The organism is Streptomyces sp. NPDC051636, from assembly GCF_044453765.1.
Classification (GTDB): domain Bacteria; phylum Actinomycetota; class Actinomycetes; order Streptomycetales; family Streptomycetaceae; genus Streptomyces.
Genome location: NZ_JBITDA010000021.1, coordinates 89,238 through 102,055 on the forward strand (window position 1 = coordinate 89,238; position 12,818 = coordinate 102,055).

General features: G+C 73.5%; 15 protein-coding genes and 2 pseudogenes. 7 read left to right on the top strand and 10 right to left on the bottom strand.

Annotation, left to right across the window (positions count from 1 at the left end):
- Positions 1-5 precede the first annotated feature (5 nt).
- Positions 6-905, top strand: a complete 900-nt coding sequence (locus ACIBBH_RS30235) for a JmjC domain-containing protein (protein ID WP_399410022.1) — start codon at positions 6-8, stop codon at positions 903-905.
- Positions 906-1,072: 167 nt separating this feature from the next.
- On the opposite strand, the gene ACIBBH_RS30240 is transcribed toward ACIBBH_RS30235, so the two are convergent.
- The 3 genes from ACIBBH_RS30240 to selA form a co-directional block, all read right to left on the bottom strand.
- Positions 1,073-1,306 (bottom strand): helix-turn-helix domain-containing protein, encoded by a 234-nt coding sequence (locus tag ACIBBH_RS30240; RefSeq protein ID WP_399410024.1) that lies wholly within the window; start codon positions 1,304-1,306, stop codon positions 1,073-1,075.
- Between the two features lie 377 nt (positions 1,307-1,683).
- Positions 1,684-3,543 carry a SelB C-terminal domain-containing protein gene (locus tag ACIBBH_RS30245; RefSeq protein WP_399410026.1) on the bottom strand — a complete coding sequence of 620 codons (1,860 nt, stop codon included), beginning with the start codon at positions 3,541-3,543 and terminating at the stop codon, positions 1,684-1,686.
- A 5-nt stretch (positions 3,544-3,548) separates the two neighbouring features.
- Entirely contained in the window at positions 3,549-4,955 is a 1,407-nt protein-coding gene (selA, locus tag ACIBBH_RS30250) for an L-seryl-tRNA(Sec) selenium transferase (RefSeq protein WP_399410028.1), read from the bottom strand.
- A 125-nt stretch (positions 4,956-5,080) separates the two neighbouring features.
- Between selA and ACIBBH_RS30255 the strand changes: the two genes are divergently transcribed.
- Positions 5,081-5,386 carry a hypothetical protein gene (locus ACIBBH_RS30255; protein WP_399410030.1) on the top strand — a complete coding sequence of 102 codons (306 nt, stop codon included), beginning with the start codon at positions 5,081-5,083 and terminating at the stop codon, positions 5,384-5,386.
- 20 nt (positions 5,387-5,406) lie between these two features.
- Here the strand turns inward: ACIBBH_RS30255 and ACIBBH_RS30260 are convergent, their stop codons facing one another.
- The 6 genes and pseudogenes from ACIBBH_RS30260 to ACIBBH_RS30285 form a co-directional block, all read right to left on the bottom strand.
- On the bottom strand, positions 5,407-5,781 hold the full coding sequence (locus ACIBBH_RS30260; RefSeq protein WP_399410128.1) for a low affinity iron permease family protein: 375 nt from the start codon (positions 5,779-5,781) through the stop codon (positions 5,407-5,409).
- A gap of 15 nt (positions 5,782-5,796) precedes the next feature.
- Positions 5,797-6,249, bottom strand: a pseudogene (locus tag ACIBBH_RS30265) (SRPBCC domain-containing protein); the annotation flags it as partial.
- 18 nt (positions 6,250-6,267) lie between these two features.
- Positions 6,268-6,384: pseudogene (locus tag ACIBBH_RS30270) on the bottom strand (aromatic compound degradation protein PaaI); the annotation flags it as partial.
- Between the two features lie 119 nt (positions 6,385-6,503).
- Positions 6,504-6,662, bottom strand: coding sequence for a hypothetical protein (locus ACIBBH_RS30275; RefSeq protein ID WP_399410032.1), 159 nt, complete (start codon positions 6,660-6,662; stop codon positions 6,504-6,506).
- Between the two features lie 92 nt (positions 6,663-6,754).
- Positions 6,755-7,444, bottom strand: coding sequence for a class F sortase (locus ACIBBH_RS30280; RefSeq protein WP_399410034.1), 690 nt, complete (start codon positions 7,442-7,444; stop codon positions 6,755-6,757).
- A 113-nt stretch (positions 7,445-7,557) separates the two neighbouring features.
- Entirely contained in the window at positions 7,558-7,995 is a 438-nt protein-coding gene (locus tag ACIBBH_RS30285; protein WP_399410036.1) for a hypothetical protein, read from the bottom strand.
- A gap of 433 nt (positions 7,996-8,428) precedes the next feature.
- Between ACIBBH_RS30285 and ACIBBH_RS30290 the strand changes: the two genes are divergently transcribed.
- From ACIBBH_RS30290 to ACIBBH_RS30310, 5 genes are all read left to right on the top strand, one after another.
- Positions 8,429-8,608, top strand: coding sequence for a hypothetical protein (locus ACIBBH_RS30290; protein WP_399410038.1), 180 nt, complete (start codon positions 8,429-8,431; stop codon positions 8,606-8,608).
- A gap of 236 nt (positions 8,609-8,844) precedes the next feature.
- The gene (locus ACIBBH_RS30295) at positions 8,845-9,054 is read left to right on the top strand and encodes a hypothetical protein (protein WP_399410040.1); all 210 of its coding nucleotides are present in this window, start codon (positions 8,845-8,847) and stop codon (positions 9,052-9,054) included.
- Positions 9,055-9,165: 111 nt separating this feature from the next.
- Entirely contained in the window at positions 9,166-10,182 is a 1,017-nt protein-coding gene (locus ACIBBH_RS30300; protein ID WP_399410042.1) for a hypothetical protein, read from the top strand.
- 79 nt (positions 10,183-10,261) lie between these two features.
- Positions 10,262-11,122, top strand: a complete 861-nt coding sequence (locus ACIBBH_RS30305; protein WP_399410044.1) for a hypothetical protein — start codon at positions 10,262-10,264, stop codon at positions 11,120-11,122.
- 115 nt (positions 11,123-11,237) lie between these two features.
- A complete protein-coding gene (locus tag ACIBBH_RS30310; RefSeq protein WP_399410046.1) occupies positions 11,238-12,104 on the top strand; it encodes a fructosamine kinase family protein in 867 nt (288 codons plus the stop codon).
- A 155-nt stretch (positions 12,105-12,259) separates the two neighbouring features.
- Here the strand turns inward: ACIBBH_RS30310 and ACIBBH_RS30315 are convergent, their stop codons facing one another.
- Positions 12,260-12,796, bottom strand: a complete 537-nt coding sequence (locus ACIBBH_RS30315; protein ID WP_399410048.1) for a hypothetical protein — start codon at positions 12,794-12,796, stop codon at positions 12,260-12,262.
- Between the last annotated feature and the right edge of the window lie 22 nt (positions 12,797-12,818).

Here is a 12,818-nt window from a genome sequence, read left to right on the forward strand (position 1 = left end):
CCCTCATGTCGCTTCGCTTACTGCTGCCCACTGAAGGGGTAGCGGACCTCCTGAGCACCTGGCCCGACGAACCCCGCGTGTACGAACGCGGGCGGACCGACGTGGACGAGGCCATGAGCCTGGATTGCTTCACCGAACTGATCGACACCGGCTGCGCGCCGCCCGACGAGATCGCCGTCATCAAAGCCGGCCCCTCCAACCGGACCGCGTTCCTGACGAACGGCCGCACCGACCCGGCCAAGCTGCGCCGACTGCGGGACCATGGCCACACCATCCGGCTCGGCAACCTGCAGCGCTGGCTACCCGCCTTCCACCACATCTCGCGGGGCATCCAGCGAGAGACCGGCTACTCCAACTACATGCACGCCTTCTACACCCCCGGGGGCGAGCAGGGGCTGCTGCACCACTGGGACCAGCAGATGGCCGTCATCGTGCAGGTGGCAGGCACTAAGACGTGGCAGCTGTGGAAGCCGGTCCTCGATGCCCCGATGCGGGAATACAACGAGTCGTTCCGCGTGTGGCGTGAGGACTTCATCCCGAAGTGGGAAGCGGCTGGGCCGGACCTGACGATCGAGCTGACGGCCGGGCAGACGCTGCTACTGCCCCGCGGCTGGGTCCACAACCCGCACGCCCTCAACCACGTCGACGAGCCCAGCCTGCACCTGACGTTCGCCATCCGCGAGCGCACCCCGCTTTGGCTCGCCGAGCAACTCCTCGCGCGCGCAATCGAGAAGCCGGAGTTCCGCCGCGTGATCCTGCCCTCGGAGTTGGAGCAGCCAGTGCTCGCCGACCGGCTGAGCGAGACAAGGCAGGCGATCGTCGTGTTCCTCAGCGAGCTGGACATGACCGAGGTGGTAGGCAGGGTTCGGGAGGCGGCTCTGAGTGAGCTGGAGTACACGACCTGATGGTCATATCCCTGGTCGGCCCTGCTCGTCTGCCTCCCCCCGTGGCGGATGTGCGGGGACTCGTGCTGACTGGATCAGTTGCCCGTCAAAAGAAAGTCTGCTTCCGCCGCGACGGACGCGCCGTCGTCGCGCGTAGAGCAGGTGTGTCAGGGCCTAGGGGGAGTCCGCTATCTGACGAGGTCGGCGAGGTCGACGTCGAGGGCGTCGGCGATACGGATCAGGTTGTCCAACAGTGGCGAGGAGTGTCCCTGCTCGATCCGGTTGATGGCCTGCCGGTCCATGCCCGCCAGCTCAGCCAGCCGCTCTTGGGTGAGGTTGGCGTGCAAGCGGGCTTCGCGGATGCGGTCGCCTACGGCCCGGCGTCGGGCGATGACCCAGTCGGGCGGTGGGGCGAATGGCACCCGCCCACAGTTTCGCGATCATGATCCGGCTGTCTGTATCGTGCACCGTACATTCCTGGATCAAGGAATGTGATCGTTGGCAAGGTCTAAGCAGGAAAAGCACACGTACAGGTGATTGCGGATTGGGACCTCCGTATGGGGCAAGTCCCTTAAGTGAGACACCCCCCTCTTAAGACAGGCCGGCCGCTGTCAGCCCCCCAGGCGCGGCGGTCGGCCTCCTGCCCCCCGGCCGCGTTGTGGCCGGGGGGCTCTGCCGTGTGCGGCGATCTGCACTCAAACCAGCCGGCACAGGGGCCCTCGCTCACGCCCGTTTGGCCCGGGCCAAACCGACTGCATCCGAAGCAGACCCGGTGACATTGAGCGTCATCGAAACGCATCTATTTGTCCCGGTTCCCGGCATCTTCGCAGGTCACAATAGGGGAAAGAATCGGGTTCGATTCCCGTCCGCCTCCGCTGACCGGCCCGGACCGGCAGCGCCGGTGCTGCTCGTCCACGCGCTCGGTGTGTCCCCGGGCGTCCAGGAACTCCAGCAGCGGCACGGCCACCCGGCGCGTGGTGTCGAGCGCCCGGCGGGCCTCGCTCAGCGTGAACGGCTGGGGCAGCCGGCGCAGCACGGCGACGGCCTGGGCGTCCGCCCCGGGGAGCAGCACGATGCCGTCGGCGATCTTCAGCAGCGCACCGGCCGCAGCCGCGGCGGCCACCTCCTTGCGGGTCAGCCCCAGCTCCGTCAGCCGGTCGGCCTCGGGCGCGCGGAACGGAGCGCGGGCCAGGTCCCGGCGTACGGCGTCGACGGCCGCCTCGACCGGCGGGGGCAGCGTCGGACGCGTGCTGCCGGGGCCGTACAGCCGGCCCTGGCGGCTGAGCAGCGGCCGCCGGCCGGGGGTCCGGGCGAGGGCGTCGATCAAGGCCCGGTCCGGCAGGCCCAGCAGATGGCGGGCCGCCTCCGCGGGCAGGCCCGGTTCCAGGGGACGGGCCTTGGCGTACCGGTCCACTTCGGCGGCCAGGCGCTCGCGCAGTGCCGTCCAGTGCGCCTCGTCGGCCAGCCAGTCGCCGACGACGGGCGCGGCCGGCGGCGGCACCCCCATCGCGAGCAGGTCCGCGCGGCGCACCAGCCCGCGCCTGCGCAGCTCGGCCACGCCGTCCGGGTGGCCGGTCATGGCCGCGAGTTCCGCCGCCCGGGCCCGTCCCGCGCCGCGCCGGGCCAGCCGGGGCGGTCGTACGTCCAGCACGGTCGCGGCGCAGGGCGTGCGGTTGCCACCGGGCTCGCGCAGCACCGCCCGGTCGCCGACCCGCAGGGGCAGGGGGCGGCCGAGGGTGAGCCGGGCGGTGTCCGGGCCCAGCGGGCGGACGGTGACGGGGACGGCGGCGGTGCCGATGTGCAGGGTGACCGTGCGGGGCAGGTCGTCGACCGGCTCGCCCACGACGCGGACGTCGACGGTGCCGGTGGTCAGCCAGCGGTCGGGGGTCAGCAGTACGTGTCCGCGCCCGAGCGCGCCGTCCGAGGGCCCGTGCACGTTGACTGCCACCCGGGCCACGCCGCTGACCTCGGACCGTTCCTCGTGCAGGCACTGCAGGCCGCGCACCCTCAGCTCGGCCGCCCCGTCCCCCGTGACGAGGCGGTCGCCCACGCGCAGGGTGCCCGCGCCGAGGGTGCCCGTCACCACGGTGCCGTGCCCGCGCACGGTGAAGGCCCGGTCCAGCCAGAGCCGTACGTCCGCGCCTGCGGGCGGCACGGGCAGCGCCCCGGCCAGCCGGGCCAGTTCCGCGCGCAGGCCGTCGAGGCCGACGCCGGTCACCGAGCTCACCGCGACGGACGGCACCTTGCCGAGCGAGGTAGCGGCCATGCGCTCGACGGCGTCGGCGCGCACCGGCTCGGGGTCCGCCAGGTCGCTGCGGGTCACCGCGAGGACGGCGTGCCGCACGCCGAGCGCGTCGAGGATCGCCAGATGTTCCGCGGACTGCGGCTGCCAGCCCTGGTCGGCGGCCACCGCGAACAGGACGGCCGGCACGGGCCCGACCCCCGCCAGCATGGTAGCCACGAACCGCTCGTGCCCCGGCACGTCCACGAAGGCCAGACACTCACCCCCCGGGCCGAGCCGGGTCCACACGAAGCCGAGGTCGAGGGTGAGTCCCCGGCGCCGCTCCTCCTCGAAGCGGTCGGGTTCCATCCCGGTCAGCGCCCGCACCAGCGCCGACTTGCCGTGGTCGACGTGCCCGGCGGTGGCCAGCACCCGCATGACGCCTACCTCTCCGCGACCGACCGCACGGCACCGGCCAGCCGCTCGTCGTCCTCCGGCGGCACCGCCCGCAGGTCGAGCAGGCACCGGCCCGCCTCCAGACGCCCGACCACGGGGACGCGGCCGGTGCGCAGGGGCGCGGCGTACGACTCCGGGAGGGACACGGCCGCGCTGGGCAGGGCCACGCCGGGCGCGCCGCCTCCCCCGACGGTGGCCGCGCTGTCGACGGCCCGCGCGTCGACGCCGTCGGCGCTCAGGGCGGCGGCGAGCCGGTCGGCGCGGGCCCTCAGTTCCGCGGGGTCGGCGGCCAGTGCGGCGGCGGTCGGCGTCCGGGGGCCGGTGAGGGTGGCCTCCAGGGCGGCCAGCGTCAGCTTGTCGACGCGCAGGGCGCGGGCCAGGGGGTGCCGAGCGAGGGCGCGGACCAGTTCCTCCTCGCCCAGCAGCAGCCCGCACTGCGGTCCGCCGAGGAGCTTGTCGCCGCTCGCGGTGACGAGCGCGGCACCGGCCCGCAGCTGGGTCTCGGCGTCGGGCTCGTCCGGCAGCAGCGGATGCGGCCCGAGCAGCCCGGAGCCGATGTCGACGACCACCGGGACGCCCAGCGCCGCCAGTTCGCCGACGCCGGCGGCACGGGTGAATCCGGTGATGCGGAAGTTGGACGGGTGCACCTTCAGCACGCACCCCGTGCCGGGGCCGATCGCGGCGGCGTAGTCGGCGGCGGTCGTACGGTTCGTGGTGCCGACCTCGCGGAGCCGGGCACCGGTGGAGACCAGGAGGTCGGGCAGCCGGAAGCCGTCCCCGATCTCCACCATCTCCCCCCGGCTGATGACGATCTCCTTCCCGGCCGCGAGCGCGGTCGCGGCCAGGACCAGCGCGGCGGCACCGTTGTTGACGACGTGCGCGGCGCCGGCCGACGGCACCCGCTCGCACAGGACGCGCAGCGCGGACCGCCCCCGGCGGGCCCGCGCTCCCGTCACCAGGTCCAGTTCGACGTCGGTGGGTCCGGCGGCCGACGCGACCGCGTGCCGGGCCGCCGCCGACAGGGACGCCCGGCCGAGGTTGGTGTGCAGCACCACCCCGGTGGCGTTGATCACCGGGTGGAGCCCGCCCGCCGTGTCCGGCAGCAGGGCGACCGCCTCGTCCGCCACCCGCTCCGGCGGGATGCCGCCGGCCCGCGCCCGCTCCTGCGCCTGCCGTACGGCCGCCTTCACCACGGCCGCGCCCAGCCGGGTCGCCGCCTCGGACAGCCGCGGATCACGCAGCAGGGCGTCGGTGCGCGGGATCTTTCGCCGCACGTCGGTCTCGGCGCGCGGAACCCTCGGGCGTACGTCGGCGTCGTCCCGGCGCTCCGCCGCGGCGCCGGCGTCCGCCGGGACCGTACCGCCCGCCTCTTCCGCTGCGACCCGCTGCTTCATGGAGCCCTGCCTCTCCGGCCCGAGCTGTGGTTTACCGGGGAATGTCCATCGTCTTCCAGTGTCCCCGGCCGAGGGTCCGACACGCCGGGACGTCGGTGACGCCGGGGCCGGGTACCCGACGGCGCATGAAGGACAGCGACAGCGAGCACCGGGCCGACGGCAGGGGCGCGGCCGAGCGCGCCGCCCGCGAGCAGAGCGAGGCGGAGCGGGAACGCGGGGCCTCGCGTCCGTTCGAGTACCCCTGCCCGGAGCGCCGGGCAGGCGTCCGGGCCCGCCACCACATCAGTGAGGAGGAGGCCGACGCCGACATCCCGCCGGGCGTCCCCGGGGGTTACGGCACGACCGGCGGCGGACGGTCCAGCGGTACGGCCGCGGTCCATCCGACCGGGGACACCCGGCGGCACGGGCGCGGACGCGGGCAGAACCACTGACGCGGCAGCGGCTGCCGCGTTCAGATCTCCTCCTCCACGCGGATCGCCTTCCGCAGAGCCTCGTGGGCCTTGCCGGTCTTGCCCTCGCTCTGCTCCAGCAGCGCGGCGGCGATGCTGTCCAGCTTGTGCTGCACCGCGCGCTCGGCGCGTCGCTCGGAGTTCTTGAGCAGCGCCAGGAGGAGCAGGTTGACCGCGGTCATGATGTCGCCGACGAGAAGTTGCCAGGTGAGGTCGAGGCCCGCGGCGTGCACGGCGACGAACGCGGCCACCAGGGCGAGGCAGAAGCAGGAGAAGAGGACCGAGCTGGTGAGGTTGGAGGCCCGTTCGGCCAGCCGCTCGAACCATCCCCGCCCGTTCTGGGACCGCTCGGCAGGATGCGACACCTTCACGGCCACCGGGTACCCACCCGTTGCCTCGACGAGTCGGGCGAGGTTGTCCAGCGCCATGCGGCTGCCGAGTTCGTTGTCCGCGCGGGGGATGACGTCGGGAATGCCCTCGTGCACGAGCACGACCTCGGTCTCACCGTCCGCCTCGGTGAGGGAGGTCGTGATGGTCATGGTGCCGCCCAGGGCGTCGTCGTCCGTCTCGAACTCGATTGCCTCCACGACCAGTTCGTTCTCGACGAGCCGCGTGAAGTGCCCGCGATACGTGTCCGTGTGCTCGCCGGATTTCCCGGCGGCTCGCGGCTCGCCGTGAATGAGCGACACGCGGAAGGCGCCGCCTTCCCGGACGTCGAATCCGTGCACCCGGGCGGTCATGCCGTCGGGCACGCGCCAGACGGCCACGGCGTCCGGGTCGACGAGCGCCCGGTACACGGCGGCCGCGGGGGCCTTCACGTGCCGCGAGACGCGCATGGCGTACATGGCCCCAACCTGGTGCGCTCAGGCCCGGGACACCGGAAAGAGCATGCAGCTGCTGGTGGCGTGGGCGAGGAGCCGGTCCGCCGTGTCGAGGGACGTGGCCCGGGCGAGCGCGGTCCGGCGGCCACCGCTGACGACCGGGCGGGCGGCTTTCCGGCCGGGTCGGCTGCCCGTCCCGTAGCGCAGCCCCGCCACCGCCCTCAGCACCGGGGCGGGCGCCACCCATCCGCAACCCGTGACCCGCCGCACCGACGGAATCAGCCACAGTGCCGTCGCCGCGCCGGCGCAGCCCAGGTCATCACGCAGGCCACGGTGATGCCGGTGTACGCGTTGCCGTCCCACGGGCCGGACGGACGGATGGTCACGGCCGGCCGGCAGGAGTACGCGGCGAGGAGGATGAGCAGCGTCAGGGGCACGGCGAGGACCAGGCGGAGGCAGCCGCGTTCCTCGGGGTACGAAGGGGGTCATCAGCGCCGTACGTTACAACGACCCGGTCCCGGCACCCTGTTCAGACCAGATGGGCGAAGACCACCAGGTTCTCCGTGTAGTCCCTGACCGCGTGGTCGTAGTCCCCGGCGCAGGTGATGAGCCGCACCTCCGCCCTGGGGGTGTCGGCGTACACGCGTTCGCTGGGGAACTTGTCCTTCTCGAAGGTCTCCGCGCTGTCGACCACGAACGCCGGTTTCGTGCCGTCGGCCCGCTCGATGAAGAAGCGGTCTCCGGGCTTGAGCTCGCCGAGTTCCACGAAGACGGCGGCGGAGGTCGCCGTGTCGACATGACCCGCGATGATCGCGGTGCCCGCCTCTCCGGGCGAGACGCCCTCGGCGTACCAGCCGACGAGGTTGACGTTGTCGGCGGGCGGCGGTTCGAGCCGGCCCGAGTCGCCGATGGTGAGGGCCGTGAAGGGGGCGTCCACGGAGATCTTCGGGATCGAGAGGCGCGTCGGCCGGGAGCGGGACAGGTGCCTGCCCGCCGGGGGGACGCTCGTGGAGGCCGATGCGGTGGGGGCGTCCGCGGCGCGCGGCGCGTCGGGCATGCCGGTCGAGCCGGTGGAGCCGGACGAGCCCGGCCGGCCGCCGAGCAGAGCGATGGCCAGGAGCAGGATCGCGACGGTCCACACCAGCCGGCCGCCGGAGCGGGAGCCCGGTCCGGCCGGTGCCGGCTCGGTGGGGGGAGGGGACGGCGGGCGAACTGTCATGGGACACCACCTCACTCGGGCACGGCAGCGCAACGGTCGCACATGCGGGCAGCCGGCCGCCGAGCGCGGAGTGCGCGGGCGACGGCCGTAGCCCTACGACATCGGACGCCTGGTCAGGACGCCGGCTCGGCGACCTTGCGGCGACGCAGCGCGTACATGCCGGTGGCGGCCACGGCCACGACGGACAGCCCGGCGGCGGTCACCCCCGGCGTGGCGAGCGCGCCGCCTCCGGTGTGCATGCCGCCGCGCGGCTTGTCGTGGTCCTTTTCCTTGCTCCACCCGTCCTTGCCGTGCTCGTCGTCCTTGTAGCTGTCGGGGTCGAACCTGCTGTCGTCCCTGTCCGAGCCCCAGTCGTCCCCCTTCGATTCGTGCTCACGGCCACCGGAGCGGTCCCCGCCATGCTCTTCGTCGTGGCTGCTGTCGTCGCCGTGCTCCTTGCTGTAAGAAGAGTCGTGACTGTCGTCGCCCCCGTAGGCGTGGGCCCCGGGAGCGGCGAACGCGAGGGCGGCCGTCGCCGCGGCCGTGGCCAGGATCATGCGGGCAGATCGCATCTCGGAATCCTTCCGCCGTGGCCGGGCAGCCGATACTCCATCAGCTGTCATGACCCGACCTTCGACATGAACCACCGTCAGCCACACCCGCGGCTCGCACCATCCGGGCCGCCCAGCCGGGTTACCGGCGCCCCCCTCCCGGCCCGCGCATTCACCCGGACGTGGGGGGCTCAGCGACATTGACAGGCCGTGAGCCGAGGTCCTCCGCAGCGGGCGGCCGAGCTGTCACCGCGTCAGGCCCCGGCGACGCCGACGCGGTCGCTACGGCATCACCGTCCCCGGGACAAGCAGGGGTGTGGGTCGCCGGGCGAGGGCCGGGGCCCTCGCCGTCAGGGTCAGGCGGCCCGGTCACCTGGCCGGACGCAGGATCGCGAGTGCCTGGCCGTGCCAGGTGTGGCGGCGGGGCCGCTGGAAGCTGTCCACGTTGTCCGGGTTGCCGTTGCCGACCGCGGCCGAGTCCGCCCGCGCCGTCGACGTCGAAGGTCACCCGGACCGTCGCGTCGGGGACGAGCCGGCCCCGGGCGCATCACCGGTCTCGATGGCGGCGGCCACCGACGGGTCGGGTTCGACTGCCGCCGCTCCCGCGGCCACCGCGCCGGGCGCGAGCGCCTGACGTCGTGTCACACCGTTGTGTCCCGGCTTCCTCATTTGATGCCCTCTCTCGCCTGCCTCTCATGCACTGCCCTTGCCCATACAAGTAATACGCAACAAGCTGTGCCGGTCCTTACCGCACGCTCTGGAACGCGGAGTCACGCATGCCCCGACTGCTGCCGGAATCCGGCCCCCGAGCGTCCTCGCCGTCTCGAACCTCGTGTACACCGTCGGCAGCGGGCCTACCTGACGGCCGGGGTGCTGTACTTCACCGAGGCCGCCCTCGTTCCGGCCGGCGAGGTGGGTCTCGGACTCGCCGTCGCCGCGGTCCTGGACCGCGCCCGCGAACTCGGTCTCGAACGGGTCACCGTGCGCTCCAGTCCCCGGGCGATCCCGGCGTACGCCCGCCACGGTTTCGAGGCCTACCCCCGGCTGCTCCACGCCCACGTCGGCCGCCCGGGCGGCTGAGGCGGGGGGCCCGGGGTCTCCCCCGTTCGGGTCCGGTGGCTCGTACGGCTGCGGGGTGGGCCCTAGCGTGAGCCGCGACATCCAGGATCCCGCCGAGAAGGGCCGGCCGCCATGCCCGACACCCCCCTGCTCCTGAGCGGCCGAGGTGTCCGCCGTGTCCTCACGGCTGCCCTCGGTGCCCTGGCCGGCGTGACGGTCGTCGCCTCCCCCGCCCGTGCCGGCGTCGGCGTCGGCGAGGTGACCGAGTATCCGATCACCACCGCCGCGGACAGCTCCCCCGCCGGGATCACCACCGGGCCCGACCGGGCGCTGTGGTTCACGGAGTCGGGAGCGGGGGGCCGGATCGGGCGGATGGCGACCGACGGCACGCTCACGGACTACCCGACACCGAGTTCCGACAGCGCACCCTTCGGTATCACCCCGGGGCCGGACGGCGCGCTGTGGTTCACGGAGACGGGCACGGGCAGGATCGGGCGCATCACCACCGGTGGCCGGATCACCGAGTTTGCCCTGCCCAGCGCGGACAGCGGGCCGGCCTGGATCGCGCTCGGAGCGGACGGAGCCCTGTGGTTCACGGAGACGGGCACCGGCAGGATCGGGCGCATCACCACCAGCGGCCGGATCACCGAATACGCCGTGCCCACCCCGGACGGCCACCCGTACGGCATCGCCGCCGGACCGGACGGGGCGCTGTGGTTCACCGAGCTGCTCGCAGGAAAGGTCGGCCGGATCTCGCTCACCGGGCGGGTCACCGAATTCCCGCTCGGCGCCGACGACTTCCCCGACGACATCGTCGCCGGACCCGGGGGGATGTGGGTCACCGCGTCCGGCACCAACTCCGTGGACCGGATCTCCCGCACCGGCCGGGTCACGCGCTTCCCGCTGCCGCACCCCGACAGCGGGCCGAGCGGAATCACCCGTGGCCCCGACGGCAGGGTGTGGTTCATCGAGCAGTCCGGGCGGATCGGCGGCGTGACGGCGACCGGCGCGATCACCGAGTTCCCGGTGCCCGTCGGCGCCGGGAAGGTCCCCTTCCGCCTCACGGCCGGCCCGGACCGCGCCGTGTGGTTCACCGAACTCCTCGGCAATGCCGTCGGCCGGATGCAGGCACTTCCCCACGGACTATGACAGCGGTCATAATCGTGCCGACTGCTCACCGACGCCGAGAGAGCGGGAGGAAGCCGTGGGCAAGGTGCTGTCGCGCGTTATGTGGGAACGGTACGAACCCGTGCACGACCTGGTCTACGCGCCCGGGATCCGGCAGACCACCGACGCGCTGGGCATGCGCGGCTTCTGGATGGGGTACTTCGCGCTGCGCGCGGCGCCCCTCGGTGCGGTGCCGCCTGCCGTCGTCACCAGTTGCTTCTACGTCTTCCACCCCAGCCGTGTGGCACGGGCGCTGCCCGACGCCTGGGGGTATGCGAGCCCGGCCGACGTCCTCGCCGCGCGGGAGCGGGCCGTGGACGCCGCGATGACCGAGCTGTTCGGGCCGGACGCCGTCGTCTCCCCGGAGATGGCCGAGGCGGCCGAACTCGCCTGGGCCGCGGCGACGGCCGCGGACACCGAGGGCCGCGTCCTCGGTGCCGCCAACCAGGCCCTCGAACGCCCGAAGCAGCCGCACGTGCGGCTGTGGCAGGCCCTCACCACCCTGCGGGAGCACCGCGGCGACGGCCATGTCGCCGTCCTGGTGAGCCACGGTCTCGGACCGGTCGCCGCGATGGTGCTGAAGACGGCCGCGGGCGAGTCCGACGGCTCCGTCCTGCGGGAGGGCCGCCAGTGGGACCTGACGGCATGGCAGACGGCCGAGACCGGCCTGCGCGAGCGCGGCCTGCTCGCCGCCGACGGGACGCTCACCGCGGCCGGCGTCGCGGAGCACGAGGCTGTCGAGGCCCGCACCGACGCCGCCGCGCAGCGGCCGTGGACCGCCCTGGGCACGGAGGCCGCCGAACGCCTCGCCCACCTCCTCGAACCACTGGCCAGGACCGTGCGGAAGGCCGGGCTGCTCCCCTCCGGGAATCCGGTGGGGCTGACCGGTGCCCCGGGCACGTCGGCCGCCGCCGAGGGGTGATCCGCCCTCCGGATCGTCCCCGGCGGAGGGACGCCGGCGCCGCCTGGTAACTGCGGGCTTCGGCCGGGAGTTGTCGTAGCAACTCCCCATCCGCCTCGGGTCGTACCCTGGGTCCGTGGTCGACAGCAGGGAGGAACCGGGAGCGGTGGCGTCCCGGCTCACCGGGCGTCCGGTGACCGGTGGGCGGCAGCTTGCCGGGGGGCCGGCCGAAGTCACGCTCGACGGCGGCACCGTGGTGGTGGTCAAACGCGGGGACGGCCCGCGCGCGGTGCGCGCGGAGGTGGCCGGGCTGCGCTGGCTGGCCGCCGCGGGGGCGGTGCGGGTACCCGCCGTCCACGGCCACGACGAGCGCTGGATGGTGACCGAGCGGATCCCGACCGGGCCGCCCGGCGCCGGGGCGGCGGTGCGTTTCGGCCACGCGCTGGCCGCCCTGCACGCCGCCGGGGCGCCCGCGTTCGGGTCGCCGCCACCCGACGGACCCGAGGACGCGTACATCGGGCTCGCCCCGATGCGGAACGTACCCTGCGCCGACTGGCCGCGCTGGTACGCCGAGCACCGTGTGCTGCCGTACCTGCGCCGCGCCGTCGACGGCGGAAGTCTGCACCCCGCCGAGGCGACCGCCGTCGAGCGTGTCTGCGAGCGGCTGCCGGAGCTGGCGGGGCCCGCCGAGCCGCCCGCCCGGCTGCACGGCGACCTGTGGAACGGCAACGTGCTGTGGGGCGCCGACGGGCATGTGCGCCTCATCGACCCGGCCGCGCACGGCGGGCACCGGGAGACCGACCTGGCCATGCTCCACCTCTTCGGCTGCCCCCACCTGGACCGGATCCTGGCCGGGTACCAGGAGGCGGCACCTCTCGCCGACGGCTGGGCGGACCGCATCGGCGTGCACCAGCTCTTCCCGCTGCTGGTGCACGCGGTGCTGTTCGGCCGCGGGTACGCGGAGCAGGCCCTCGCGGCGGCCCGGCGCGCACTGGCCGGCTGAGGGGGCGGTCTACTCCCCCTCAGCCGGGGCGCTGATCCGGCCGGACTTGTGTAGGTTCGCGCAGCCAGTGTCATTGCGGACCGCGGTGACCTGCTGCTCGTGCTGCTGTCTCATCAGATGTCCCGCGGTTTCCGTCTCAGTTCGGTGGCATTTCCTCACGCGGCTTCGCCTTGCTGGGCTTCGTCGGGCTTCCAGGTCTGGTCGAACCAGGCGATGAAGTCCTTCACGGTTCCGATGCGGGCGATTCTCTCGTGGATGGCTCGCTGGTCGTGGCCGGGGAGGAAGTCGCCTCGGCTGATGGGTTTGCCGCATCCGCAGTTGCATTCGCGGTTGCCCAGTGGGGAGTCGAAGTAGGTGATGGGGTTCTGCTGAGCGCCGTTCGGGGCCGGCTTGCCGACGTAGTGGTCGTGGACGGGGTGCCCGGGGCCGAGGATGCGGCCCTCGAAGGCCCGTCGCCCACCAGGGACGTCGACGATCCGCTCGATCTCCATGGCCTGGCGGATGATCCCGCCGCCGTTGACGACCGCGAACCGCTCTCGTTCGACGCGCGATCCGGGCATGACCCAGACGCCGCGGGCGATGTCGTGGAGCTGCTTGTCGGACAGCCCGTCGCTCCAGCCGATCTGCGAGCGCTGGAGGGGATCGCTGTTCGGGTCGACGTCCTTCTTCCTGCCGAGGGTGATCTGAATCATCGCGCCTCCCTGCGAGACCGCC